Source organism: Metabacillus sp. 84 (assembly GCF_050107715.1).
GTDB lineage: Bacteria > Bacillota > Bacilli > Bacillales > Bacillaceae > Metabacillus_B.
Genome location: NZ_JBNILN010000006.1, coordinates 89990 through 116785, shown reverse-complemented (window position 1 = coordinate 116785; position 26796 = coordinate 89990). Strand labels below are relative to the sequence as shown.

The following is a 26796-nucleotide window of genomic DNA, read 5'->3' as shown; positions in this document are numbered from 1 at the left end:
TGCCTTAGCGGATCATCTATAAAAAAACAAAAAACAATATCCAAGGAACGCCTCAAGATATTGCTGTCCTTAGTTTTTTATAGAGGGTTGTGCTAGAACCTCTCCCGTTCAAGAAAAACGGACTTGTATTTAGCTGTAAAGCTACTATACATCATAATAGCCAATCTGCCAATAACCGGAGGAATGAAGATGGAAATGAACCGATTTTTGCAAGTTAGGGCAAGCTTTTGGTTTATCCCGCTGCTATATGGGTTAATTGCCCTTGTTCTCGCTTATGGCAGTATGGAACTTGACCGTTACGCCGCTCAGCATACAGGTCTTTATGATTACATACCGGATCTTTTTTTATCGGATATGCAGCTGGCACAAACCATATTAAGCTCAATTGCTACTTCTCTGTTAACCATGACAACAATCACATTTTCATCCATCCTAGTGGTGCTGACCACTTATGCAGCGCAATTTTCACCCAGGGCCCTTCAGAACTTCACCTCCGACCGGAGCTCCCAGCGGGTTCTGGGCATGTTTACAGGAGGATTTGTTTACACCATTATCCTGCTGCTTTTAGTCAGAGATAACGGAGGAGACTTATTTATTGTTCCAAGCTTGTCGATCCTTGTGGCATTTGCCTGCCTGGGAGCGTTCGTCTTCTTTATTCATCACTCCGTTACCTCTATAAAAGTAAGTAACCTGATTCTTCAGATTACGAATAAAACCATGGCGGCCTGGAAAGAAAATTATGAGGAAGATCAAAAGCTGAAGGCATCCGCAGAGTGTGAAGAATCAGACTCCCTTAAAGCGGAAAATGGAATTTCCCTAAAAAGCAGAAAAGCCGGCTATATCCAGCATGCGGAATTAAAAGAGCTGATCCGCCTTGCAAAAAAAGGGGATTTAGTGATTGAAATTACGAAAGAACCCGGCAGCTATGTCGATGAGGGCACCCCGCTTCTGAAAGTCTGGAAATCCGGACATTTACAAGATGAGATGAAGGACCACTTAATCAGTAAAATCGTTATCATCCCTGAACAGGAACCCATCAAGGATGTAGGATTTGGCATTCAAAAGCTCTCTGAAATTGCAATAAGGGCCATTTCTCCTGCCTTTAACGACCCTTATACAACCGCAAATGCCATTGAACACATTGCCAGGGTATTATCAAGACTTGGTAAAAACTACGTTCCGCGTCCGTTCTATATGGATGAGGAGTCCTCTCTCCGGGTGATTTTCCATAAGCCGTCATTTGAAGACTTACTTTATAAAAGCTTTTACTTAATCCGGCACTACGGCAAGGAAGATACGGCAGTCATGAGCGCTGTCATCAATGCCCTGACAATTGTCGCTGATTCCAACGGAAAAGAAATAAAGGCTGTAATATGGGAATATTCCTGTTACATTCTTGAGGGATTAAGGGAGATCGAGCGGGTTAGCTACGATAAAAAATTTCTCGACCTGAAGTTTCAAAGATTGGCCGAGGCGTGTTTACAGGAAAATAGTTTTTCAGGTATATGATGAAGGATCAGACCGTACAGGAATTCTCTGCACGGTCATCTTTCTATCCGGCCAATCCCTTTTGCTCCATGGCTGTTCATAATGTTTACGGCCTGCTCTGCTAAAAAGTCCTCGATATGAATGATGATGACAAATTCCTTCTCTGCTTTCCCCATTCTCTTACTCGCTCCTTTTTTTTTATAGAAAAATTCAATGGAAAATCCGAACGCGAGTCCAAATACAAGCCCCATCAGTCCCCAGATCACCGGTCCCCAATAAAAAACCAGACCATAAATCACCCCGAGCAGCATAAAAATAGCCCCAAAAACTCCGGCTAAATCTAAAAGACTCTTTCCATCATCTGAAAGATCCGTATCAAAAACGGACTGATTGTCATCATACCGCTCTAAAGGGACTGCCAGGATTTGTTCACTGGCCACACCGGATTTTTCAAGCTCGGTAACCAGTAATTCAATCGAAGTAGAGTATGTGAAAGTCGAGAATAAATAATTCAGCTTCACCACATCCTTCTTTACAGCGGCATTTTAAAATAGCTATGCTGATACCTGCTTTTTACATGCTTCTCAAGCTCACGATCAAATAATTTATTATGTTCGACAGCATTCACGTAGCTGTCATAAGCAAGAAACACATATATAGACGGCAGAAATAAAAACCACTGCGGCTCTGCAGTTTGCTGGATGAGTTCGAAATCACCTGTAAAAGAATAAAACAAGCACTTATAAAATCCGGCAAAATACGCGGTAATCATCCATAAAAAAACACCAAATACGATGGCTGGAAGACGATTCAGGTAAAAATGACCGAGTCCGGGGGCCATAAGGGACCAGAAAAGGGCAAGAAAAGGCTTTTTTTTCTCGAGTATGCTGATCTCCATTGCAGATATGTTCGTTATGTTAAGAGGAGAACCCTCTCTGATAGATAGTATGTAATACTTGTTGAACTCAATTGTTTGCCTGTAGCTGTCCCATATAATAAATACGTAAAATACTGCATACAGCCAAAGCCATTCTTCATTCATAACATTTACCGCCTTCTCAGTGCGGCCTGTCATGCTGTAGAAAATGCCTTCATTCAGATGGGCCATATTATTGGCAAAAATTTCCCACACCATTAGCAGTATACCTGTGATGTATTTCCCTAAAAGAACATGCCCAAATCCAGGGAATGATGCAGACCACCAAGCAATGATAAAAGGATTCCTTAAATGAAAAAGGTTCGTCATATAGGGGTTAACGGTGGCGATGAGTCTCCGTCTATGATATGAATCTGCCGGCATCGGGCGTCTCCCCTTTTCTAAAAGTTCCACCCTATTTTGTACGTAACGATACGATCCTATTCCTCTTTCACTCTTTCCTGATAAGTTAGTACATCGGACAGTTTGATTCATGAGAATCGTTCTTGCCTGAATCAAGCCGAAAGTTTCCAAAATAAAAAAAACTGCCGGTTGCGGCAGCAGGTTTTTGCTAGGAATCGTTTGATTCTTTTCGCTCTTTATCTGCCAGTTCTTCAAAGGATTTAACCTTCCCATGCGGCTGCTGATTCTGCTTGCGGTTTTCCCATTGCCTTTCTTTCTGGCTTTTTGATTGAGTCAGCGTAATCATCCTTTCCTGGTTGTACTGCCTTTAGTTTAAAACAGAAGAGCGAATTTATTCTCTTCATTTAAGTTTTACTGAACCCAACTCTTAAATTCCGCTGCAGGTGACTGGCATCCTTCTCCTGCTCCAGCTTTTGAAGGCGGCTGAAAAGGCTCCCACCCGGCCGTGCCGGACATGAAAATGGATCCTGAGCTGGAAAATAAGGAGAAAAAAACCCGGGAACTCACATTGAGTTTCCCCGGGTTATTATAACAGCCACATTATCGATCCTTTCAAGAGGTGCTGGCCACGCTTTGATCTACCTGTTCCAAAACTGTTCCGGGACTCTCTTGAACTTTCCTTGTTAGTTCGAGATATTTAATATGATGATTCTCCATGTCCCGCACCTTGAATGTAAGGGAGTCGAGCTGGACGACGTCACCCTTTTGAATATCAAACTTCTCCGTGAGTACCCAACCGCCAATTGTATCCACATCTTTATCATCGATGTCCAGACCAAACAGATCGTTGACCTCGCTGACAAGAACTTTTCCGTCAAGGATATAGCGGTTGTCGTTGATTTTCTGGATGTTTGGAACCTCATCCATATCAAACTCATCACGGATTTCGCCAACAATTTCCTCCAGAATATCTTCCACTGTTACCAATCCCGCAGTCCCGCCATATTCATCAATTAATATAGCCATATGAATCCGTTCTTTTTGCATTTTTACAAGCAGATCCTGGATAGGAATGGATTCGATTACCTGTATGATTGGCCGCACGTATTGCTGGAGAGATAAAGATTCTTTGCCTTGGTTCTGAATTAGATTAGTGAACACTTCTTTTATGTTCACCATTCCAATAATATGATCTTTATCACCGTCTGTAACCGGATACCTTGTATATTTTTCATTTTGCATCATTTCAATGTTCTCTTCCATTAGTGAATCGATGGAAAGGGAGACGATTTCTGTTCTCGGCACCATAATTTCTTTAGCAATCCGATTATCGAATTCGAAGATTTTATTGACATATTTAAATTCAGATTGATTAATCTCACCGCTTTTGTAGCTGTCTGAAAGGATAATGCGCAGCTCTTCTTCACTATGCGCCAATTCATGCTCAGACGCAGGTTTAAGACCGAACAGCCCTGTAATAAATCTTGCCGATCCGTTCAAAGACCAGATAAACGGGTACATAATGGTATTGAACCATGTCAGTGGACGTGCAAGCAAAAGGGTAATTTTTTCTGCTTTTTGAATCGCGAGCGTTTTCGGAGCCAGCTCTCCAATAACCACGTGGAGAAATGTCATGATCGCAAATGCAAATGCTATGGAGAAAACAGGGGTCAGCGCAGCTGGCATTCCTGTTTGTTCAAAAATCGGTTTAAGCATATGCTCAAACGTTGGTTCTCCGAGCCACCCAATACCCAATGCCGTCACGGTTATACCAAGCTGACAGGCGGAAAGATACCCGTCAAGATTCGTAATCACCCGTTTTGCTGCTGCGGCGTTTTTGTTGCCTTCCGCAACGAGCTGGTCAATACGAGAGCTTCTAACTTTTACAATAGCGAATTCAGACGCCACGAAAAACGCGGTTAATCCAATCAATATTGCAATGAGCAATAAATTTACTATGTCCAAATATGTTCCTTGTTCCGTTCAATACGGAAAAGGAAGTCACCTCCTGGGTTAATGAATAAAAATTCCTTTTAATACTGGGGAAATCCGCATATATTAAAGGTGCTGGGCTAACCAGCTGATAAAATACCGTTCCAAGGTTTAAATAACGCGGTTTTCAAATACTATTCCACACCTGATCTTTCGCCTTGTGAGTTCATGCTTTTCTTCAACACAATGAATACTCTTTGGCTGAAGATCTTATCAGTGCTTCAGCTGTCATTTCACCGGCCAGCGATTGCAGCCAATAAGGATGAAGCAGCTTGCTGAGTATGTGCTGATCTTAATTTAACGGCCTTGTTCACTGCCCCATCTTATCACTCCAATCTGTAGATAGTTACTAGAATCATATACGATAGAAAAGTATAGAGTCAAACATAACAATTTCTCAATTTCCTTATAAATATGACGATTATCCTTGAAAATGACTTGTTTATATAGGTTTCACGCAATTTTTCAGTGATTTGGAAGGTTTTTCATCCCTCCATGTTATTTCACTTCTGACCTGCTTTACATCCCGTTAAGAACACCCGCAGTCCGCGGGTTAGCTGACCCTGGCTAAAGATCCTGTTAGCCAGGCGGCGGAAGGATCGTCTACTCTTGCATCTGATTGCACCAGACGGGCTGATTTTTGCTGCTTATTTGAAAGCAGGAACAACTTTTTCAGAAAACTGCCGGTAATCAATCAGATAAAAGTCTGCTCCCTCAGAATCGTTCTGAAAAAGACAAGTTTTGATTCCAAGCATTTTGGCAGGCAAAATATCCAGCTCCCGGTCGCCAATGGCAAGGTCTATATGATGCCTTTTATGCAGGTACTCGTATGAAGCAGGGTGTGGTTTACGGGGGAATTCATCATCTCCTGCTACTATTTCAGAGAAATAGTGCTCCCACCCATAATGGCTTAAAATGGCAGCAACCTCATTCCTTGGCTTATGGGTCATAATCACATTCCTGGATGCAAACCGCAGCACCTCTTCCACATAAGGAAATGGCGGCTTTAAGCCAGGTGATAACGCTTTTTCAGCCTGCTTAAATTGAGCAATTTCCTGTTCTGAAAGTCCGAAAAAATCAGCAGCATGCGAAAAAGATATTTTCAGCTGTTCAAAAATGCGCTCCTTTTTAATTTCAGGCTTCAGGAGCTTATACATTGTTTCAGTAAAAGCTGGATAGGTGTTAAAAAGCGTCCCATCAAAATCCCATAAAATATTCATCTTCTCTATCACCCTTAGTTTTAGCTGAGTCCTCTGTACTTAGCCGTTGTGAGTTCCTGAATGTATGGTTCCAAATCCGGCATCTCCATTTCTCTTGCTATGCGTATTGAACGTTCAATGTCATATGGCACCCTGACGAGCTGTATTGAAAAAGGAGCCGTTTCTTCGTCCCCTTCTATCCCTTCCATAATGGCATAGGATGCCTGCGGCATATCGAGCGGATTGCCCACACTTCCGCAATTAAACAGCATCTTATCTTTATATTGATGGATAAATGCCTGATGGACATCCCCATAGGCTGCGATATTCGGTGTCTTTGTCTCTGTTCCAGTCATTTCGGTACTCTCAAACATGCTTAGACGGCGCTCCAATGAATCCCATGGCTGGATTCTGGTGTATACGCTGAACGGTGAGGCGTGAAAAAGCCGGATTAGTTTTCCGCTCATCATCAGTTCTGCTGAGAAAGGCAGCGCTGTTAAATAATTCATGTCCTCATGAGTGAGCTGCTGCTGGTGCCATTTAAGTGTTTCAAATTCTGTTTCCTTCGTAATAAAATCATCCCAGTTTCCCTTCACTGTTATTTCACAGTGAAGTTTAATTTTTGCTATAGCATCGTGGGATTGCGGCCCTTTACCGACCAAGTCCCCAAGGCATAATATTTTATCCAGCTTTCTTTGATGAATATCCTCTAAGACCGCCTCTAGTGCCGGCATGTTTCCATGAACATCTGAAATCACAGCGATTCGATTCATGAATGGTCACTCCTTTTTCCAGACAGCTTCAATTTTAACACAGGAATCATTTGATTGGCTTCTTTTTAAAAAGCAGGGCAGCCAGGAACAGCAGACTGATATATCCCAGCACCGGATAAATGGAAGAAATCAATTTTCCGTATCCAATAAAGCTAAGGAAAAAGCATAATCCTAAAATAATGGCGATCACGGACATTCTCGGAAGCCTTATCAGCTTAGAAAGACGGCGTTCCATGCCATACAGATTCCCGATGATGGAAGTCAGGACTTCCCCAAATATGACGAGCACATATAGATGATACGCTGCCGAGAAGACGCTATTCATTACCTCAGCCATCGGGATTTCAAACTTGATTGCGCCGGGAATATGAATCAGCGCCAAATGGCTTCCGAGCATGATAAACATGAGAATCATCCCCCCAAGCATCCCCCCATGTTTAAGCACGTCTTCATCCTTCACTTCATAAGCAAGAGGCACAAGCACTGCCTGGGCCAGAGCAAGATTATAGGCGGCATAACAAACAGCAGAGAGAATCCAGCTGAAGTCGTGCCAATTTACAGCAGAATAGAGAACAGGCAGGCCACCGTCTTTAATGGAGCTGCCCATGATCGCAGCGCTTAAAAGAATCAGCATGGGCACCACAAGCATATTAACACCAACGACTCCGTGCAGCCCCCTCGACATAACCAGTAACGTAATCAGAATACTGGCCAGTACACCAGCGGAGGAGGAAAGTCCGAACCGTTCTTCAAAAATGGCCCCTGCTCCGGAAACCATCACAGAAGTCACACCGAAAAGCAGCAGCATCATCATGCTGTTAACAGCCTTTCCGGCTTTTTTTCCCATTAGATATTCATTCATCTCTTTGAAGGAGGGTGCTCTCACTCTTGCTGCAATAATCATCAGCTTTGTGCCGAGGTGGACAAACAGCCCCCCTGCAAGAAGGATTCCCAGTGTGCCCGCTGCCCCAAAACGTGAAAAGAATTCTACAATTTCTTTTCCTGTTGCAAATCCTGCTCCTACTACTGTTCCAACATAGACAAACGCAATTTGCACAATTAAGAACTGTTTATTCCGCATACAGGTTCGTCCCCCTTCTTCTCTTCTATAAAAGTATGAGACAAGTTTCTTGAAAAGAAGGAAATGATGCAGTAATGTCTGTACAAAATCCTATAAAAAAATAATGTAAGCAAAATACTTGAAAGTCAAAAAAGGTCAAACTATAATAAAAGTCAAAGATGGTCAAAGTCCATTTCTAAACTCATTTCAGGAGGTTGTTTTTTCATGCAATGTCAAAACTGCAAACAGCATCAGGCAACCGTTCAATTAAATGTTCAAGTTAACGGGTCACTTAAACAAATGCACCTTTGTGATACATGCTTTTCTCAATACCAAAACCAGATTCCTACCGGGTTCAGCGGAGGTAATTCAGGATTCTCTTCCTTCCCATTTGACCAGCTGTTCAAAAATATGGGCAGCGGGCAAGAACAGGGAGCGACAGATAAAACAAAAACTCATTCAGCCCGAAACGGCGGAGGTCTTCTTGACCAAATGGGCCGGAATTTGACGAATGCAGCAAAAGCCGGTCTAATTGATCCAGTAATCGGGCGTGAGGAAGAAGTCAGCCGCGTTATAGAGATCCTTAACCGGAGAAATAAAAACAACCCTGTTCTGATCGGAGAACCGGGAGTTGGGAAAACAGCTGTCGCTGAGGGGCTGGCACTTAAAATTTCTGAAGGTAAAGTCCCTTCCAAATTAACGAAAAAAGAAGTATACCTGCTTGATATAGCATCACTCGTGGCAAATACAAGCATGCGCGGCCAATTTGAAGACCGGATGAAAAAGCTGATTGCCGAACTGCAATCCAGGAAGAACGTCATCCTGTTTATAGACGAAATTCATCTTGTCGTCGGAGCCGGATCTGCTGAGGGGTCCATGGACGCAGGAAATATACTGAAGCCTGCATTGGCACGCGGTGAAATGCAGCTGATCGGCGCAACGACGTTAAAAGAGTACCGCCAGATTGAAAAGGACGCTGCTCTTGAGCGCAGGTTCCAGCCAGTAATGGTTCATGAACCATCTCTTGACAAATCTGTAGAAATTTTAAAAGGGATTCAATCCAAATATGAAGATTACCATGGAGTCACATTCAGTGAAGAAGCGATTCGCGCTTGTGTAACGCTGTCCCACCGCTACATTCAGGACCGCTTCCTTCCGGATAAAGCAATTGACTTGCTGGATGAAGCCGGTTCAAAAGCTAATTTAAAGGCGGATCGAGTTGAGGAAGCAGATATCAACGAACAATTAAGCAAACTGGCTTCTGAAAAGGAAAAAGCAGCTGCCGAAGAAAATTATGAACTGGCAGCCAAGCTTCGCCACGATGAAATTTTGCTCGAGAAACAGCTTGAAAAACAAGAGGATCAGGAAAAAATGATAGTAGGTTTAAATGAAATACAGACAATTATCGAGCAAAAAACGGGCATACCCGTTGGTAAAATTCAAGAAGACGAGCAAACGAAAATGAAACACCTGGAACAGCATCTGGCGAATAAAGTCATCGGCCAGGAGGAAGCGGTAAGTAAAGTAGCAAAAGCCGTCCGCAGAAGCCGGGCAGGATTAAAACGGAAAAACCGCCCGATTGGTTCCTTCCTGTTTGCAGGACCAACCGGAGTCGGGAAAACCGAACTGACAAAAACGCTTGCTGAAGAACTCTTCGGCACGAAAGATTCAATGATCCGTTTGGATATGAGCGAATATATGGAAAAACATGCAGTATCAAAAATTATTGGATCGCCGCCAGGCTATGTAGGGCATGACGACGGAGGTCAGCTGACAGAAAAAGTCCGCAGGAATCCGTACAGCATCATCCTTCTAGATGAAATCGAGAAGGCTCATCCAGATGTTCAGCATATGTTCCTTCAAATTCTGGAGGATGGACGCCTTACAGACAGCCATGGACGCACTGTCAATTTTAAGGATACAGTCATTATTATGACAAGCAATGCCGGCTCATCTGAAAAAAGGATTACGGTCGGATTTGATACAGAAGCGACTTCTGCAATTAAAGAAAGCACACTTCTTGATTCATTGGGTTCCTTCTTTAAACCCGAATTCCTTAATCGTTTTGACGGCATCATTGAATTTCAGGCTCTTGAACGGAAGCATATGCTTTCCATCGTTGAACTGATGCTGGAAGAACTTCAGGAAACACTAAACGAAAAAAATCTTAAGTTGACAGTTACATCGGAAGCAAAAGACAAGCTGGCTGAACTCGGGTATCACCCTGCGTTTGGTGCCCGTCCGCTTCGCCGCGTCATACAGGAACAGCTCGAAGACCAAATTACAGATCTTCTCATCGAACACAGTGAATTGAATCATGTGATGGCAGATATAAAAGATGAAACCATCAGCGTCAGCAAATCAGAATAACTCAACAGTATATCCCCGGTTCATCATGAACCGGGGATTTCTTTGAGGAATTAATCCAGAAGGATTGGTTAGGCTGATAGGAGCAGAAGATGCCTGACTCCGAGCTGTGAGCAGAGGGACCGTTATAGCCCTGCAGTGTGCAGGGAATAGAATGCCCAGCACCCACCTTGCTCGGCGCCTGCTTAAAAATAGCAAAATGACTGTCTGGAATCACCAAAAGAAATCAAAAACAAGGGAACGCCAAAATGGCATTCCCTTGTTTTCCGTTTGAAAGCTTAAGCCTTGAAAGAGAGCTTACAGCATTTTGTCATTCACCTGATCAAGCCAATTTGTAATCTCACCCACGACTGATTTTACGGTTCCCTTATCAAAAGGGGATCTCAGGCCGGCCGCTTCAACAAGACTGAGGAAGGACTTGCTTCCGCCCTGCTTGCACAGGCTAAGATAGCTGTCCCAGGCAGCTTCGCGATCTTCATGAAGCTGCTTCCAATATTGCAGCGCGCAAATTTGAGCCAATGTGTAATCAATATAGTAAAATGGAGAATTATAAATATGACTCTGTTTCTGCCAGAACCCGCCATTCTCCAAATAATCACTGTCTTCATACTTGCGGTGTGGCAAGTATTTCTCCTCGAGATGCCTCCAGGCTTTATTTCGTTCCGCAGGAGATGCGTCTGGATTTTCATAGATAAAATGCTGAAACTCATCAACCGCAACCCCGTAGGGAATAAATGTAAGCGCTCCGCTTAGATGAGAGAATTTGTACTTCTCGGCATCCTCTTTAAAAAACAGCTCCATCCATGGCCAAGTGAAAAATTCCATGCTCATCGAGTGAATTTCACAAGCTTCATAGGTAGGCCACTGGTATTCCGCTACTTCAAAGCCCCTGCTCATGTAAACTTGAAAGGCATGGCCGGCTTCATGGGTCAAGACGTCGATATCTCCTGAGGTCCCATTAAAGTTGGCAAAAATGTAAGGGGATTCGTAGTCAGCGATATATGTACAATACCCCCCTCCCGCCTTTCCTTTTTTGGCAAGAAGGTCTAAAAGGTTTTTATCTGCCATAAACCTGAAAAATTCATCTGTTTCAGGAGAAAGCTCCTTGTACATTTTCTTGCCGTTCTCAACAATCCATTCAGGATCCCCTTTAGGAACCGCGTTGCCTGCTGTGTACTCTGCTGCTTCATCATAATAGGCCAATTCGGCAAGTCCCAGCCTGTTCCTCTGACGTTCATACAGACTGGAAGCGATTGGAACAATGTATGTAACGACCTGATCGCGGAATTCTTTCACCATATCAGCGTTATAATCCACCCGGTTCATTCTTGCATATCCAAGCTCGGTGAAAGTACGGAACCCCAATTTCCCGGCGATGCGCGTTCTTACTTGAACAAGCTTATCAAAAATTTCATCAAACTGTTTATTTCTGGCTGAAAAGAATTCGAATTTTGCTTCATTGACCCGCTTGCGCAAGCTTCGATCAGTGGATTCTGCAAGAGGCTGCAGCTGGACAAGGGTGTATTCCTTGCCTTCAAACTCTATTTTTGCTGAAGCGACCAGCTTTGTATACGCACTCGACAGCTTGTTTTCTTCCTGAAGATCTTCAAGTACTTCTTCTTTGAACGTTCTGAGCTGCATCTCAGCCAGACTGAAAAGCTGGGGACCCCATTTCTGTTCAAGCTGTTTGCGGAATTTTGATGAGATGAGTTCTTTGTAAAATTCGGATATTAAAGCTTGCAGGTGCGGCTGAAGTTCATCCATAAAATCCTGCTCAGCCTTATAAAACTCATCATTTGTGTCGATGGAGTGCCGAATATAGCAAAGGTTTACCATTGTATCGGCTTCGTTCCGGATCCGATACATTTCTTTCATTGCCCGGTCCTGATCCGCAGCACTTTCTGCCCGCCTAAATTGGTCAAGCGCTTCATGGAAAAGGTGCTTAACCGTATTCAATTAGGGTCTTTTATATATGTATTGTTCAAAACGCATCTCATCACTGCCTTTCCTTCTATTAGCCTAATTCTGTATTATTCTTCACTCATTCGCAAATCCCTTCCTTTTTCCTATTAAGATTGGCACGATTGTTCCGATATAGGAAGTAGATAAAGGGAATTAACCCTTTCCGGTAAATTTGCCGAAATAAAGATATAAAAGGTTTGGTGAATGAACGTATGGATAAAACATCGCTGATAGGTCTTGTTCTAGGAGTTGTTGGAGTTGGAGTCGGAATGGTCATGAAAGGCGTAAGCCCGGCTGTTCTTTTAAATCCCGCTGCCATCCTGATCATCATTGTCGGAACGATAGCCGCTGTTGTAACAGCCTTTCCGATGGATGAAATTAAGCGCGTCCCTAAATTATTCGGGGTCTTATTCAAAGAAAGAAAGATTCCATCCGTCCAGGAGCTCATTCCAATGTTTTCTGATTGGGCTCAAGTTGCCCGGAAGGAAGGCTTGCTTGCACTGGAGGCAAAGCTTTCAGATGTTGAGGATCCATTTTTAAAAAACGGCTTGAGTATGGCGGTAGACGGACAAAATGCAGATTTTATCCGGGATGTCATGAGTGAAGAAATAGAAGCGATGGAAGACAGGCACTCCTCTGGAGCCGCCATTTTCACACAGGCTGGGACCTATGCTCCTACACTTGGTGTTCTCGGAGCCGTTGTTGGATTAATTGCAGCTCTTTCCCATATGGACAACACAGAAGAACTGGGCAGTGCAATCGGAGCGGCCTTTGTTGCAACACTGCTCGGAATTTATTCAGGCTATGTTCTTTGGCACCCTTTTGCCAATAAACTAAAGCGCAAGTCCCGTCAGGAAGTAATGATCAGGGAAGTGATGATTGAGGGAGTCCTTTCTGTTCTTGAAGGACAGGCTCCAAAAGCAATCGAGCAGAAGCTTGCTACGTACCTTCCTGCAGGAGAACGCTCAAAGCTGATAACGGAAGGAGAAAATCCGAATGGCTAGAAGGAAGAGAAAGGAAAAGCATGAGGAGCATGTAGATGAATCCTGGCTCATTCCCTATGCGGATCTCTTGACTCTTCTCCTTGCCCTGTTCATTGTTCTCTTCGCTATGAGCTCAATTGATGCAAACAAATTCCAGATGATGGCAAGAGCTTTCAACAGTACATTTGTCGGAGGAACCGGAGTACTGGAGTATCCCAGCCCGACACCTGATGGAGAAATGGAGCAGCTGGATATGACAAAAACTGAGCAGAAGCAAGAAAGCGAGCAGGAGATTGAAAAGCTGAAGGAAGCGGAAAAGAAAATCAGGGAGTACATTGATAAAAAAGGGCTGAACGACAAACTGAAGACCTCTCTTACAGACGAAGGGCTCCTTATTACCATCAATAATGATATTTTGTTCGAATCAGGCAGTATTTTTGTACGAAACCGTGATGAAGACCTTGCAAAGGAAATCTCTCAGCTGCTGGTTATGGAGCCTCCGCGAAGCATCATTGTAAGCGGACATACAGATAATATACCTATTAAAAATGCTCAGTTTGAGTCGAACTGGGAACTTAGTGTCATGAGAGCTGTTGAATTCATGAAATTGCTTCTTACAAACCCCTCTCTTTCACCGGAATTATTCAGTGCCAAGGGGTATGGAGAATTCCGGCCCATATCTGATAATGGGACTAAACTTGGAAGACAGAAAAACAGACGGGTTGAAATTTTAATACTGCCGCTCGTCCAAAAGCAGCAGCCGGTTTAAATCATTTCATTACAGGATTAAAAACCAGCGAAGCAAAAAAAGAAAACGCAAGAGCCGCTCATTCAAACAGCGGTTCTTGCGTTTTCAGTTTCAGAATTGCCTTATTCTATTTTATTTCTTTAGCATGGAATCCGATTCTCTTTAGCATCTCAATCGCCTGATCTTTTTCATCTGCTGATAGTATTCCTATTATCTCATCTATTTTTCCCTGATGAGAAGGAAAAATTTCTTCAATTAATTTTTCCCCATTATCCGTAATATGAGCATACGTTACCCGGCGGTCTTTTTCGCATGCCTTACGGGCAAGCAGCCCTTTTTGTTCAAGCTTATCTACCACATACGTTATACTGCCGCTGGCCAGAAGTATCTTCCCGCCAATTTGCTGCAGCGGCTGGTCTCCCTTATGGTACAGCAGTTCAAGCACACCGAATTCAGTAGGATTTAAGCCAAACGAAGTAATGTGCTTATTCATTCGGTCGTTTATTGCACGATAAGCACGGGATAATACGACAAATAGCTTCAGTGATTGTTCTGATTCATTCATATATATCAATCCTTAAAGTAAAAAATCTTGAATTCTAAATAAATAATAGTAAACTATTCATCCAAAGTCAACCTTCTCCACTTAGTCAAAGCTCCCGCCAATGCTGACGATGGGCAAGTTACTCTCAATTCTTCTCTGGAGGTTTCCAACCACTTCCTTCGTCGCTTTATCCCATTTTGCTTCATCGTACTTCTTGTGAAAATACACATAAAGAACAAAATCCCTTAATTTCAGAAAAATTGGGATGCTGGTGGCCATCTCACTGGAATAACACCGCTTAGTCTCATAGCCTTTGATAAGCTCACGAAAAAAACAGCTGCACTTATCTTCAAAGCTGCTTTCTCCTTTTCGTTCGAGTCCCCACGCATAATAATAAAGAGGGATAGCCAAATCACTTGCAAACCAATGATAGGAGCTGTCATCAAAATCAAACAAGTGCAAGGCACGGTCATGCCAATGAAAATTGCCCGTATGAAGATCAGAGTGAATAAGTCCAAAATCATGTTTAGGGAGGCTTCTCAGCATTTGCAGCAGCCTCTCCTTCTGCTGAAGTACGGCATTGCCTGGTCTCTGCTTAAAGCGCTCGATATCCAAAAGCTCTTCTTCATCCCATTCAGGTCTGGCCGGTGCAGAGGAAGTTTTCTTAAGCTGATCAGCGGCCAGGTGCAAAAGGCTGATGGTTTTCCCCCATTCATGAAATAAATCAGTCTTCCATTCCGGTCCGTCCGGTGCAACCCTTTCTCCCGGTGCTTTTTCAAATAGGCTGCTGTAGAAGGCCGATCCATCTGAACAAGAATGAATACAAATGCGTTTCCCATTAGAAGATATGGGGCGGCACACACGGATTCCTTCCTTATAAAGAAAAGCAACAAAGTCCAGTTCCCCTTCTATCTGCTCAAGTGACCGGTGGCTTGAATGGGTGATTCTCAGGATTGCAGACGCCCCGTCATAGCAGATCTCAAACACATAGTTTTCTGCTTCCCCCAGTTTCCTTAAAATGGACAGCTCCGCACCAAAAAAGCGGGCTGATGTTTCAATGACCTCTTTAGTAAACCGTTCTTCCACTGCCTTTTCCATATCAGATTGCCAATATGCTTTCGATTTCATTCAAAACTTCATATGGAAGAATCACAGAAGAAGCCTTGGCATTCTCTTCAATTTGCTCCGGGGTGGACGCACCGACTAACGTGCTCGCTACATTAGGATTCCGCAGTGTCCAGGATAGCGCCAGCTGGGCTATCGTTATTTCGAGACTGGAAGCCAGCTCAGACAGAAGAGTGACTTTCCGGTTCATGATGTCATCCAAAATTTCTTTCACCCACGTATTCACTTCCTCATTCGATGCCCTGCTGCCCTTTGGAATTTTTCCTTCCATATACTTTCCTGTCAGAACTCCCTGTGCAAGCGGCGACCACACTACTTGCGATATGCCGTTTTTTTCGCTGATGGGCATTATTTCATCTTCAATGTCACGGTGCAGCATATTGTATTGAGGCTGGTTAACCACGATTCGTTCGAGTAAATACCTGTCCGCTACATGCACCGCTTCCTGAAGCTGTGCAGCTGACCATTCGCTTACTCCCGCATAGAGGATTTTCCCCTGCCTGATTAAATCGTCTATAGCCCGAAGCGTCTCCTCAAGGGGCGTTTCCGTATCGTATCTATGACAATAAAAGACATCTACATAGTCTACATTCATCCTTTTCAAGCTGGAATGAACCTGTTCGATAATATGCTTTCTTGAAAGTCCGCGGTCATTCGGCCCTTCGCCAACCGGCCAAAAAGCCTTCGTAGTAATGACATACGATTCTCTTTCAAAAGATTTAAGCGCTTTTCCCATCACAGTCTCAGCCATCCCTTTTGCATATACATTAGCGCAATCAAAAAAATTGATTCCCATATCATAAGCCTTATGTATAATCTGTTCAGCAGACTTTTCATCGATCGTCTGCCCAAATGTAAGCCAGCTTCCCAAACTGATTTCCGAGACCTTCAAACCTGACCGTCCCAATCTGCGATAGTTCATCCCGTTCCCCCCAAAAGTATTCAGCGTTTTTTGCAGTCAAATGACAGCTATCTATAAAATCACTCTTAACTTATCAGAAATTTCCAACATCGTAAAGGAATTTTGACATGAATGATTCAACGAATAGTGACACGAGTCGCTAGGAAACGTAAGAATTGTCGAAATCTAGTGGAGGGATTATAATAACAGGAAGGATTGTTTTATATTTTAATGAAATGATGAAATTAGAGGTGCAGAATGAACGACGTTTACATTGGAAGTATTTTATCAGCCTTGTCCACCGGATTGGGTGCTGTGCCGATTCTATTTTTGAAAAATACGCTCACTCATAAATGGAGAGACATCCTGCTCGCTTTCTCCGCGGGGATTATGATGACGGCCTCTATGTTCAGTCTAATCCCTGAAGCTTTGAGAATTGGAGGAATGCTCCCGGTTATACTGGGCTTGTTTCTGGGTGTGCTCACCCTTACCATTCTAGAGAAGCAGATCCCCCATATTGACCTGGAGCATAATAAGAGCGGCATTCAGTTTGATGAAAAAGCGATGCTGATTGTAGCGGCCATCACCTTGCATAATTTACCGGAGGGCCTTTCAGTCGGAGTAAGCTACGCTGCAGATGCCAGCGATACTGGCAATTTAATTGCATTTGCCATCGGGTTCCAAAATGCCCCCGAAGGGTTTTTAGTTGCGCTATTCCTCATAAACCAGAATATAAGCAGGCTGAAAGCATTTTTAATCGCAACCGCAACAGGTGCTGTTGAAATAGTTACCTCTTTAATTGGATTCTATCTAACTTCTTATGTAAGTATGCTCGTACCATATGGCCTTACTTTTGCAGCTGGTGCCATGCTGTTTATTATTTATAAGGAATTGATTCCGGAAAGCCACGGGGATGGGAATGAACGTACTGCTACCTATGCCTTTATAACCGGCATCGTGTTTATGCTGCTTCTTGTAGAGGCTTTCTAATGTCTCCTTACGCTTAGTCCACAGCAAAAAATACAAAAAAAGCAAGACTGGCTTGTTTACATTGCCAGTCTTGTTTAATGTTCTGCAGCAGTCTGTCTCTGTTCTGTTGAAAATCTCCACGATGCCATCCGGTTGACGAATTTAGATAAGGAAGTCGAACTCTCATTCTCCGCCCATTCTATTTGCTGAAACTGGTTCAGGAGCTCGTCCAGCTCCTGGCTGAACCTGACTACTTCACAGCTTGTATAGCTCATTGATTCGGCTGCGGCAATCATTTCTTCTCTTTTTTTATCAATCTCCGTAATCAGCTGATCTTTCTGGAATTGTGGGATCACGTCTTTTCCTCCTCTTAGGATTTAGAAGCTCATTAATAAAACCTAAGTATTCATTCATTCCTAGAGAAAAATTTGCCGAATCATATATAAATATGTTACATAATTGTTAATATTTAGATTTTATTATTTTATTCCCAAACTTGGAAGGCTTTAAACCATTTTTTTATATAAAAACATATAAAAAGATAGTATTTGGACTAAAATTCTCCAAAAACTATCTTTTTTGGTTTTTCTATTCGTTCATGACAGGTGAATCCTCTAAGCTGCTAAAATGCTTTACTCTGCCTTACCAGCCGCTGCTTTTCCCTGTCTTACATCATCAATAAAGGTTACACGAAATTCTTTTTCCTCCAGCTTGCTGATGATCTTATTCAGTTTTTTCTCTGTCAGATCATGAGACAGATTGACGACAATTCTTCTGAGATAGTCTCCGTTATCCAATGTCAGGAGGCCTTCGATGTTAACATCCTTTATGGTGCTGACCAGCTCTTTTATCGCGCCTTTATGTTCTTTTGTTGCTACCGTCAGAAGGTATCCGCCCGTCCTCAATCCGAAGGAATCTTCCAGAACATCCATAATATTTGCGTGGGTCATAATACCGGTAAATTCCTGATCCTCCGTAAGTACAGCGAGAAATGGCAATCTCTTAATGGACATAAATGCTTTAATAAAAGAATCTTCCTCGAGAATGTATGCGTCCTGGTCCTTAACTAATGATGCGATGGAATCGTTGTCCTGACCCTTTTGTTCGTAGTAATACTCCAGGAGGGATGCTTTATAAATCAGGCCAGTAAATTTTTTCCCGCCTTCATCCAGCACTGGGATGCAGCGGTATCCTGTCTCCTTTAAGCGGTCGTATGCTTCTTTTACGGTGTTTGAAAGATTACAGTATTTTACTGCTTCCTTTTTCACGTAATTGTAACGGATTTTCATGATAACCCTCCTAGTAAAGTAGACTGATATCGATTGTAGAAAATTTTACACATAAGAATGAAATAAGTAAAGAATATTTCGATTTTTCTGTTAAAAAGATCTTTTGTCCATCTATTACATGTGTGATCAGTGTGATTTATGACAGCTTCCAATCCTATCTGTACCCGCTCTAAACAGAACCGTTCGCCAGCTATTACACACACTCTCCTTATATCCTTAGGCTTTATGCCTGATTTCCGCTCCTCCAATTTGTTTTCGACTCACAGAAAAACCCCGGTATGCTTCACTTTACGCATACCGGGGCTTTAGCCTTTCTCTCAGCAGGACTTTTCAGACAGCCCCCTCATTTGTTTAGTTTGCATTCGATTCTTCTTTATCATAAATCGGCACCCAGCCTTCTTTCGTGACGAAAATTCTGACCGCTACTACTTTGCGGTCATCCTGAAGGGTGAAATAATGACGGATGTTCTCGGGTACTGATATTAGATCCCCTGGAACAAGCTCGACATTAAAAAAAGAACCGTCCTTAGCCTGAATAATAAAAACCCCATGCCCGCTGACAATAAATCTAACCTCGTCATCTGAATGGTGATGCTCCTGCTGAAAATTCTTCAGCAGCTCATCAAGATTAGGCGTTTTATCTGAGAGTGAGATTATGTCCTGCGCCTGGTACCCCCGCCTTTTGGAAATATCCACAATTTCCGCCTTGAATACTTCCAGAATTTCTTCTTTATTCTCATCGGTCAATTCAAAATTTTCCTTAAGGTGTGCTGGAAGCTTTTCGATATCCCACTTTTCATAAATGACTTCCTGGCTTTCCAGAAAAGCTGAAACCTGATCCTGATCGGTGATTCGCTCTCCGCTTTGCTGATAAAGAATTGAGGCCATTGCTGTTTCCCCCTATAGTTTAATAGATTGGTTTACCCTGCATTGCAGAAGCTTAACATGATACGAAAATAAAAACTCGCATGCTTCCAGATACTTCTTTGCTTCCAGCGCTGTCCGTCCCCAAACCGTTATTCCGTGATTCCGGATCAAGACGGCACCCGCATCTTTATGAACATGCACTCCAAAAGCTTTGGCAAGAGCGGGGATATCTGCATGGTTTGGAATAATCGGCACCGAAAAGGATGCGTTTTCCTCCCACAGGCCGAATGCTTTAATGATCTCCTGATTCGTGAAGGTAACCATCCCTTCATTTGCAAAGATTTCCGAGATGACATTGTTATCAACGGTGTGGACATGAAGGCTGCACGCGGCGTGTGTTTTCTTGAATATCTCTAAGTGAAGCAGTGTTTCAGCCGAAGGCTTTAAATGGGTTTCCCCAGCAGGCTCTCCATGCTCATTCACTAAAAGGAAATCATCATCGGTTTCTTCCCGCTTGTCCTTGCCGCTTGCAGTTACATAGAACGCCAGCGGGTCGTTCCCCGTTCTAATAGCCAGGTTTCCGCTGGTGGCTGGAAACCAGTCTCTCTCAGCCAGTTCTCTTTTTATAAGTGCCAATTCCTTCAGCGGCTGTTTTTCTTTTTGACTCACGCTCTTCCCCCCTTTTTTTCAAGCAATCCGGTCAATCCATTACACCGCCAACATTAAATCGTCACCGGTCCATCAGAATCACAGAAAATGACAGGCTTCATTTTTCAGCGTTGCCATATTGACCCCATAATTCAAGGGCCAGAGCCAATGGTTTATCGGTTTTTGCCCGTTCTTCAAGTGAGATGTGTTCAAGAACGGCTTCTCCTGCGGAACGGAAGGCCGCAGCTCCTCCAGAAGCACCAAGAGGATGCCCATGGATGCCGCCTCCTGCATTAATGACACAGTCTGTTCCAAAGTCGTTCATGATAACCGGAACTAGACCTGGATGTATGCCGGCAGAAGGTACCGGAAAGGTTTCCCTGATGCTGCTTTGGACGGTGCATTCCTCAGCAATTCCCAATGCTGCTTTTTTCTCCAAAGCTACACTTCCGTATGGAGATGGAAACAAGGAAAGATCTGCGCCAGCCAAACGTGTCAGCTTCCCTAAAAGGAGCGGATAGGAAAATCCATAAAATGGCGAAGAAGCGAAAGCGCCGCTTACCGCCGGATGGGACATGACCGGAACATTCACTTCCTCATCCTCTGCCAGAGCCTGAAGAACGTCCAGTCCATACGCGTGCACATTCAATAAAAGAGCTGTCGCGCCAGCTTCGGCCGCCCATCTTGCCCGGTCCCGGAGCTCAAATGTCCTTCCCGTCAGATTCACTGCATATAAAGAACGTTTCCCTGTTTCTTTTTGCAGTTGGTCAATGATTTCCCGTCCTTTCTTAACCCGTTCCAAAAACGGAGTCAGGGGATTTTCAAACAGGATTTCATCGTCCTTTACTAAATCCATCCCTCCTGCAAGCTGCTCATAAAGCTGCTTTTTCAAATATTCCAAGTCCTTGCCAATCACGCCTTTAAAAATGCTCATAAACAGCGGACGGTCATTTACACCAAGCTTTTCTCTAATTCCGCTGATTCCAAATTTAGGGCCCGCAAATTTCTTTGCAAGTTCACTGGAGAATTCGAGATCCAGAAGCTTGATTTCCCCATCCAGCGACAATTTCCCAAAAGCAGTCGTTAAAACAGCGGGAAGGTCTTCAGAAAAATTGGCTGCAGGGTAGGCAATTTTAATGAGACCGCGCGTCAGCTTTTTACCGAAGAATTCATTCGCACGCACGTCTCCGCTTAATCTTTCCACGGACAGTACTGTGCCTTTATGTTTTTTCAGCTGCTCCTTTTCAAGCTCGTGAAGATCTGTCCACGAGCCTATGGTCAGCCCGAGCGCAATCCCCTCCGCTTTTTCTTCCAGGCGGTCATTTGAAGTGTGTACAAGATAGGTCGCAATCAGTTCACTCATCGTCAAGCCTCCGTCTTCATAGCAATATAAAAGCCTCTTCGTCATAAGAGAAGAGGCTTTGCATAATAGTTATGCAGTACCTTATCTCTCAGTGCTGACACTGCAAGATTTAGCACCGTGCTTGAACGTTCAGTTCAAGTCGGTTGCCGGGCTTCATAGGGCTGGTCCCTCCGCCTGCTCTTGATAAGTACGGTATAGGCCTGCAAAAAATCCGCAGGCGAAATTTTCAATTAATTTGGATTATTGCAGGGATTTGGAAATGTGTCAAGTCATAATTGAAAATCATTCCATTACGGCCGGAAAATGTCAAGCTTCCCAATCCTTTCGGCCGCCTCCCGGATCCTGGCTTCATCCGTAAGCAGACCAGCACGCAAATATCCTTCGCCAAATTGGCCGAACCCGCTTCCCGGTGCGGTAAGAACATGAGCTTTTTCCAGAAGAAGATCTGAAAATTCCTGGGATGTAAAGCGCTCGGGAACGGGCAGCCAAGCGAAGAAACTCCCCTTAGGAGCTTGAATGTTCCAGCCGATTTCCTTAAAGGCATCCACCAGTGTATTCCGGCGTCTTTCATACATCCGGACAAGCGCTTTTAAGCTGTCCCCTCTATCCAGCAAAGCTGCTTCGGCCGCATCCTGAACAGCACCAAAAACACTTACATACATATGATCCTGAAACAGGTTGATTGCTTCTATAACACTGGCATTTCCAGCTGCAAACGCTACCCGCCACCCCGCCATATTGAACGTTTTCGAAAGAGTATAAATTTCAATTCCCGTTTCCTTTGCACCAGGGGTCTGAAGATAACTTAACGGCTTTTCGCCGTCAAACCCAATCGCTCCATAGGCAAAATCATGAATGGTACAAATATGGTGCTGCTTGGCAAAATCAGCGGTTTCTCTAAAAAAAGCTGCATTGGCTGCTGCTCCCGTAGGATTGTTCGGATAATTTAAAAACATAAGCTTTGTTTTAAGCAAAACAGGATCAGGAATTTGATCATAATCCGGGAGGTACTCATTTTTTTCAAGCAGCGGAAGCATGTGCATCCCTGCGCCGGCCATCTCTACGCCAGACCAGTAATCCGGGTATCCAGGATCTGGAACAAGCGCCACATCACCAGGGTTTAGTAAACATTGTGGAAGCTCAACAAGCCCGGCTTTCCCACCAAACAGGATGGCTATCTCCGTCTCCGGATCTAATTCAACCCCATATTCTCTCTTGTAAAAGGTTGAAGCAGCTGCTCTAAAAGACTGTTTACCTCTGAAAGGGGAATATTTGTGATTGGCCGGTTCTTCTGCAGCTTTTTGAAGCGCCTTAACGATATGTGCAGGTGCAGGCTGATCCGGGTTTCCCTGGCCCAGATTGATGATGTCACAGCCCTCTTTAATCTTTTCAGCTGCTTTTAAAGACAAGGCAGCGAAAAATTGCTCAGGAAGCCGTCTTAGTAAGCGGGATGGTTCAAAATATGTCATTCTATTCCACCTTCTCGAAAAATTCTTGAAATGATAGTCACAAATCATATAGTGTTAATACAGAAAAGTAAAGAAAATTCTGATTGAAAGCGGGGGTCAAAGTGAAACAGTCAATTGCGTGCATCCAATTTGATATCGCATTCGGCAATCCGGAAGAAAATAAAAAAAGAGCGGCAGCTGCGATCAGGGAAGCCGTTAAAGTCAATCCGCCGGACATTCTTGTATTACCCGAATTATGGAACACTGGATACGATTTGACAAGACTGGATGAGATTGCGGACCCGGAAGGAAGGGACTCGAAGGCTTTTCTTTCGGCCTTGGCTAGAGAGCACCATGTCCACCTGGTGGCAGGGTCCATTGCCAAAAAGTCCGGTAAAGAGATAACAAATACAATGCTCATTTTCAGCAGGAGCGGAGAGCTGGTACATGAATACAGCAAAATTCATTTATTTAAACTGATGGATGAACACCATTATTTGACAGGCGGCAAAAGCAGCGGACTTTTTTCTCTGGATGGAATCCAATGCGCAGGCTTTATATGCTACGATATCCGCTTCCCTGAATGGATGCGGGATCATGCAGCCCATGGAGCAGAAGTATTGTTCGTCGCCGCTGAATGGCCCCTCCTCCGCCTTAACCACTGGCGGGCGCTCCTCATAGCAAGAGCCATTGAGAATCAGGCCTTTGTCGTTGCCTGCAACAGATGCGGGTCCGACCCCAAAAATAAATTTGCCGGACATTCTATAATCATTGATCCATGGGGATCAGTTTTGGCCGAGGCGGGGCAAGGAGCAGAAACACTCCGCGCTGAATTGGATTTCGCAGAAATTGCTGAAATTAGAAGACAGATTCCCGTATTTCAGGACCGCCGGCCTGAATTGTACCAATCGTTCTTTAAAAGCTGACCTCCCTATTTAATTTTTTATATATAAGGGTTAAATCACTCAGCCTGAAGCTTATGAATGGTTTTATCAGATTCTTTCTGATGCCGGGCCTTTAAAACATACTAAAAAAAGATTGACAGACTTATTGTGGAGCTGGTAAGATTTTCATCAATGATTGATTGCAAAACAATTAAAACATTCAAAAAAATCTAACACATATACTCTTATCGAGAGTTGGGAGAGGGAATTGGCCCGTTGACCCCAACAGCAACCGACCGTAATTCCATTGCGAAATGGGGCGCAGCAAGAAGCGCCGGAGCAAGACGCTCCAAAAGGCACGGTGCTAAATCCGTCAGAAGCTTTATGCTTTCTGGGAGATAAGAGGTGCGGAGACAGCCTCTTCAAGCCTCTTTCTCAAAACGAAAGAGGCTTTTTGTATTTGCACTTATCTAAAAAACGGCTTTTCAGGAGGCGAAAAAATTGGGTATACCACATTCAGCATTTTATGAACCGTTAACGGAAGCCGCCGCTGCGGCACTCGCGGTCAGGCTGGGCCTCGTTCCAGACACGATTCTTCACTGCAGGGAAATTGGCGATGGGAATTTGAACCTTGTTTTCAGAGTACATGATCCAAAATCAGGCAAAGGGGTGATTGTTAAGCAGGCTCTTCCATACGCAAAGGTAATCGGTGAATCATGGCCGCTTACCCTTGACCGGGCACGCATTGAAAGCAGCGCCCTCGTTAAGCATGCAGAGCTTGCACCAGGGCTTGTCCCGGAGGTCTATTACACCGACCAGCCCCTAGCTGTAACCGTAATGGAAGACCTGTCACACTTACAAATTGCCAGGCAGGCATTGATCGAAGGAAAACAGCTCCCGCATCTCGCTCAGCACATTGGAGAATTTATGGCCAGGACGCTCTTTTATACGAGCGATTTCGCCCTTGAGCCTCATGTGAAAAAACAGCTTGTTAAACAATTTACGAATCCTGACCTTTGTAAAATTACAGAGGACTTTGTGTTCACCGATCCATTCTTCGATCATGATTCAAATGACTTTGAACCGGAGCTCCGGAAAGCGGCGGAAGAGATCTGGGCAGACACCCATTTAAAACTGGAAGCTGCCAAGCTTAAAAAGAAATTTTTAACGCAGGCGGATGCCTTAGTGCATGGAGACCTCCACACAGGAAGCATTTTTGCAGGAGAAACAGAAACGAAAGTCATTGATCCTGAATTTGCGTTCTTCGGCCCGATCGGCTTTGATCCAGGACAGTTTATTGGAAATCTCCTGCTTAATGCCCTATCCCGTGAACCGGATAAACAGGAGTTTCTGTTTCATGCGATCGAAACAGCATGGAACACATTTGCTTATGTGTTTAAAGAAGCTTGGAAAAACAGCAGTCTGGACTGCTACTCTGAAGTGGAAGGTTATCTTGAACATACATTGGCGCAGATATTTGAGGATACAATCGGCTTTGCGGGCTGTGAGGTGATCAGAAGGACAATCGGCCTCGCCCATGTGGCCGACCTCGATGGCATCCAGCCGCACAGCCGGAGAATAGAAGTGAAAATTCAGTCGCTGGAGCTTGGGAAAAAATTGATCAAGCAGCGGCGCAATCTTACGGAACCAGGGCAGCTCAAACGGTTTTTCCGTCATGCTATTGCCCCCTGATTAGGAGGACTATAAACATGCTTCAGCCATCTTTCATCGTACCCCGTTCAGTTGAATGGAAGGATACTTATATTTCCTTGCTTGATCAGCAAAAACTGCCGGCCGCAGCCGAATACATTCGCCTGAACAACATAAAAGACGTTTGGGAGGCTATACAAAGTCTGAAAGTGAGAGGCGCCCCGGCAATCGGAATAACAGCAGCATTCGGGCTTGCCCTTTCTGCATCCCGCTACAGTGAAACAGAAATTGGTTTATTCCTGAAACGGCTAAAAAAAGAGCAGGAATATTTAGCTGGGTCGAGGCCAACGGCCGTAAATCTGTCCTGGGCTCTTAACCGTCTTCTGAAATCATGCGGCAATGTTCAATCAGTGAATGAAGCAAAAACCAATCTTATACATGAAGCCATTCAAATTCAGGCAGAGGATGAAGAAACCTGCAGACAAATAGGAGAGCATGCGTTAAAGCTCTTTTCTAAAAACGACCGGATCCTGACCATCTGCAATGCAGGTTCAATAGCGACTGCCAGATACGGAACAGCGCTTGCTCCCTTCTACTTGGCAAAGGAGCAAAATTTCCCGCTTCAAGTGTTTGCATGTGAAACCCGGCCGGTGCTTCAGGGATCAAGACTCACTGCATGGGAGCTTATGCAGGCAGGGGTCGATGTTACTTTGATTACAGACAGCATGGCTGCCTTTACCATTAAAAACAAGAAGATCAGCGCCATCATTACAGGAGCAGACCGCATTGCGAAAAACGGTGATACCGCTAATAAAATTGGAACATACAATCTTGCTATTTTAGCAAATGCCTTCAGCATCCCGTTTTATATTGCTGCCCCACTCTCTACTTTTGATTTAAACATGGAAGTCGGAGAACAAATCCCAATTGAGGAACGCGACGCTAAGGAAATTACTCATATAGCAGGAACCCAAGTATCCCCAGACGGCGTCCAGGTCTTCAATCCTGCCTTCGACGTAACTCCTGCAGAGCTGATAACAGGCATAGTGACAGAAAAAGGGGTCATGAGAGGAAATTACAGCGTTAAAATCGAAGAGCTTTTTTTACCCGAACCATCTGTATGAAATCCGGGAATCCGTTCGAACGGGCATGCTGAGGAACAATCAGAGCTGAAAAAACTGAGGATGCCGGCTTTTATGTATCCTCAGGTTTGCATGTCTGAACGCTGTTCAGCCGGATCAGCTTTGCAGCTGGGGA

General features: G+C 44.0%; 25 protein-coding genes and 3 riboswitches. Of the genes, 8 read left to right on the top strand and 17 right to left on the bottom strand.

Translation table 11 applies throughout. The features are described 5' to 3' along the window. Positions 1-63: 63 nt before the first annotated feature. Positions 64-108: riboswitch (PreQ1 riboswitch) on the bottom strand. Positions 109-189: 81 nt separating this feature from the next. Further along, complete coding sequence (locus tag ACQCV8_RS12720; protein WP_426845015.1) at positions 190-1509, top strand: DUF2254 domain-containing protein; 1320 nt, start codon at positions 190-192, stop codon at positions 1507-1509. Positions 1510-1544: 35 nt separating this feature from the next. Here ACQCV8_RS12720 and ACQCV8_RS12715 read toward each other — a convergent pair whose 3' ends face one another. The 7 genes from ACQCV8_RS12715 to ACQCV8_RS12685 form a co-directional block, all read right to left on the bottom strand. Further along, positions 1545-2009, bottom strand: coding sequence for a hypothetical protein (locus tag ACQCV8_RS12715; protein ID WP_426845014.1), 465 nt, complete (start codon positions 2007-2009; stop codon positions 1545-1547). A gap of 11 nt (positions 2010-2020) precedes the next feature. Continuing rightward, positions 2021-2788 (bottom strand): hypothetical protein, encoded by a 768-nt coding sequence (locus ACQCV8_RS12710; RefSeq protein ID WP_426845013.1) that lies wholly within the window; start codon positions 2786-2788, stop codon positions 2021-2023. 187 nt (positions 2789-2975) lie between these two features. Further along, entirely contained in the window at positions 2976-3104 is a 129-nt protein-coding gene (locus ACQCV8_RS12705; protein ID WP_426845111.1) for a DUF6254 family protein, read from the bottom strand. 275 nt (positions 3105-3379) lie between these two features. After that, positions 3380-4732 carry a hemolysin family protein gene (locus ACQCV8_RS12700; RefSeq protein ID WP_426845012.1) on the bottom strand — a complete coding sequence of 451 codons (1353 nt, stop codon included), beginning with the start codon at positions 4730-4732 and terminating at the stop codon, positions 3380-3382. Between the two features lie 674 nt (positions 4733-5406). Beyond that, entirely contained in the window at positions 5407-5979 is a 573-nt protein-coding gene (locus ACQCV8_RS12695) for an HAD-IA family hydrolase (RefSeq protein ID WP_426845011.1), read from the bottom strand. Positions 5980-5999: 20 nt separating this feature from the next. Further along, complete coding sequence (locus tag ACQCV8_RS12690) at positions 6000-6731, bottom strand: metallophosphoesterase family protein (protein WP_426845010.1); 732 nt, start codon at positions 6729-6731, stop codon at positions 6000-6002. Positions 6732-6777: 46 nt separating this feature from the next. Continuing rightward, positions 6778-7812 (bottom strand): YkvI family membrane protein, encoded by a 1035-nt coding sequence (locus tag ACQCV8_RS12685; RefSeq protein ID WP_426845009.1) that lies wholly within the window; start codon positions 7810-7812, stop codon positions 6778-6780. Between the two features lie 204 nt (positions 7813-8016). Between ACQCV8_RS12685 and ACQCV8_RS12680 the strand changes: the two genes are divergently transcribed. Next, a complete protein-coding gene (locus tag ACQCV8_RS12680; protein ID WP_426845008.1) occupies positions 8017-10161 on the top strand; it encodes an AAA family ATPase in 2145 nt (714 codons plus the stop codon). Positions 10162-10455: 294 nt separating this feature from the next. On the opposite strand, the gene ACQCV8_RS12675 is transcribed toward ACQCV8_RS12680, so the two are convergent. Further along, the gene (locus tag ACQCV8_RS12675; protein ID WP_426845007.1) at positions 10456-12114 is read right to left on the bottom strand and encodes a M3 family oligoendopeptidase; all 1659 of its coding nucleotides are present in this window, start codon (positions 12112-12114) and stop codon (positions 10456-10458) included. A 218-nt stretch (positions 12115-12332) separates the two neighbouring features. Here ACQCV8_RS12675 and motA point away from each other — a divergent pair, with 218 nt between their 5' ends. Beyond that, a complete protein-coding gene (gene motA / locus ACQCV8_RS12670; RefSeq protein WP_426845006.1) occupies positions 12333-13124 on the top strand; it encodes a flagellar motor stator protein MotA in 792 nt (263 codons plus the stop codon). Next, positions 13117-13872 (top strand): flagellar motor protein MotB, encoded by a 756-nt coding sequence (gene motB / locus ACQCV8_RS12665; RefSeq protein WP_426845005.1) that lies wholly within the window; start codon positions 13117-13119, stop codon positions 13870-13872. The genes motA and motB overlap by 8 nt, the downstream gene beginning before the upstream one ends. A 106-nt stretch (positions 13873-13978) precedes the next feature. Here the strand turns inward: motB and ACQCV8_RS12660 are convergent, their stop codons facing one another. From ACQCV8_RS12660 to ACQCV8_RS12650, 3 genes are all read right to left on the bottom strand, one after another. Continuing rightward, the gene (locus ACQCV8_RS12660; RefSeq protein WP_426845004.1) at positions 13979-14416 is read right to left on the bottom strand and encodes a MarR family winged helix-turn-helix transcriptional regulator; all 438 of its coding nucleotides are present in this window, start codon (positions 14414-14416) and stop codon (positions 13979-13981) included. 81 nt (positions 14417-14497) lie between these two features. After that, positions 14498-15523, bottom strand: a complete 1026-nt coding sequence (locus ACQCV8_RS12655) for a phosphotransferase enzyme family protein (protein ID WP_426845003.1) — start codon at positions 15521-15523, stop codon at positions 14498-14500. Continuing rightward, entirely contained in the window at positions 15495-16442 is a 948-nt protein-coding gene (locus ACQCV8_RS12650) for an aldo/keto reductase family protein (protein WP_426845002.1), read from the bottom strand. Before ACQCV8_RS12650 ends, ACQCV8_RS12655 begins: the two co-directional genes overlap by 29 nt. A 237-nt stretch (positions 16443-16679) precedes the next feature. On the opposite strand from ACQCV8_RS12650, the gene ACQCV8_RS12645 reads away from it, so the two are divergent. Further along, the gene (locus tag ACQCV8_RS12645) at positions 16680-17411 is read left to right on the top strand and encodes a ZIP family metal transporter (RefSeq protein WP_426845001.1); all 732 of its coding nucleotides are present in this window, start codon (positions 16680-16682) and stop codon (positions 17409-17411) included. A gap of 74 nt (positions 17412-17485) precedes the next feature. Here ACQCV8_RS12645 and ACQCV8_RS12640 read toward each other — a convergent pair whose 3' ends face one another. The 6 genes from ACQCV8_RS12640 to ACQCV8_RS12615 form a co-directional block, all read right to left on the bottom strand. Then, positions 17486-17746: an aspartyl-phosphate phosphatase Spo0E family protein gene (locus ACQCV8_RS12640; RefSeq protein ID WP_426845000.1), complete on the bottom strand. Its 261-nt coding sequence runs from the start codon at positions 17744-17746 to the stop codon at positions 17486-17488. Positions 17747-18022: 276 nt separating this feature from the next. Next, positions 18023-18679, bottom strand: a complete 657-nt coding sequence (gene cbpA / locus ACQCV8_RS12635) for a cyclic di-AMP binding protein CbpA (RefSeq protein WP_426844999.1) — start codon at positions 18677-18679, stop codon at positions 18023-18025. 351 nt (positions 18680-19030) lie between these two features. Then, complete coding sequence (locus tag ACQCV8_RS12630; RefSeq protein WP_426844998.1) at positions 19031-19567, bottom strand: 1,2-dihydroxy-3-keto-5-methylthiopentene dioxygenase; 537 nt, start codon at positions 19565-19567, stop codon at positions 19031-19033. A gap of 12 nt (positions 19568-19579) precedes the next feature. Then, positions 19580-20215 carry a methylthioribulose 1-phosphate dehydratase gene (locus ACQCV8_RS12625; protein ID WP_426844997.1) on the bottom strand — a complete coding sequence of 212 codons (636 nt, stop codon included), beginning with the start codon at positions 20213-20215 and terminating at the stop codon, positions 19580-19582. Positions 20216-20312: 97 nt separating this feature from the next. Further along, complete coding sequence (locus ACQCV8_RS12620) at positions 20313-21557, bottom strand: 2,3-diketo-5-methylthiopentyl-1-phosphate enolase (protein ID WP_426844996.1); 1245 nt, start codon at positions 21555-21557, stop codon at positions 20313-20315. Between the two features lie 78 nt (positions 21558-21635). Further along, a riboswitch (SAM riboswitch) is annotated at positions 21636-21747 on the bottom strand. A 100-nt stretch (positions 21748-21847) separates the two neighbouring features. Continuing rightward, positions 21848-23026: a pyridoxal phosphate-dependent aminotransferase gene (locus ACQCV8_RS12615; protein WP_426844995.1), complete on the bottom strand. Its 1179-nt coding sequence runs from the start codon at positions 23024-23026 to the stop codon at positions 21848-21850. A gap of 101 nt (positions 23027-23127) precedes the next feature. On the opposite strand from ACQCV8_RS12615, the gene ACQCV8_RS12610 reads away from it, so the two are divergent. The 3 genes from ACQCV8_RS12610 (at position 23128) to mtnA (ending at position 26663) form a co-directional block, all read left to right on the top strand. Further along, positions 23128-23931, top strand: a complete 804-nt coding sequence (locus tag ACQCV8_RS12610; RefSeq protein ID WP_426844994.1) for a carbon-nitrogen family hydrolase — start codon at positions 23128-23130, stop codon at positions 23929-23931. A gap of 200 nt (positions 23932-24131) precedes the next feature. After that, positions 24132-24294: riboswitch (SAM riboswitch) on the top strand. 96 nt (positions 24295-24390) lie between these two features. Next, the gene (gene mtnK / locus ACQCV8_RS12605; RefSeq protein ID WP_426844993.1) at positions 24391-25581 is read left to right on the top strand and encodes an S-methyl-5-thioribose kinase; all 1191 of its coding nucleotides are present in this window, start codon (positions 24391-24393) and stop codon (positions 25579-25581) included. Between the two features lie 17 nt (positions 25582-25598). Next, a complete protein-coding gene (gene mtnA, locus ACQCV8_RS12600) occupies positions 25599-26663 on the top strand; it encodes an S-methyl-5-thioribose-1-phosphate isomerase (RefSeq protein ID WP_426844992.1) in 1065 nt (354 codons plus the stop codon). Positions 26664-26796 lie beyond the last annotated feature (133 nt).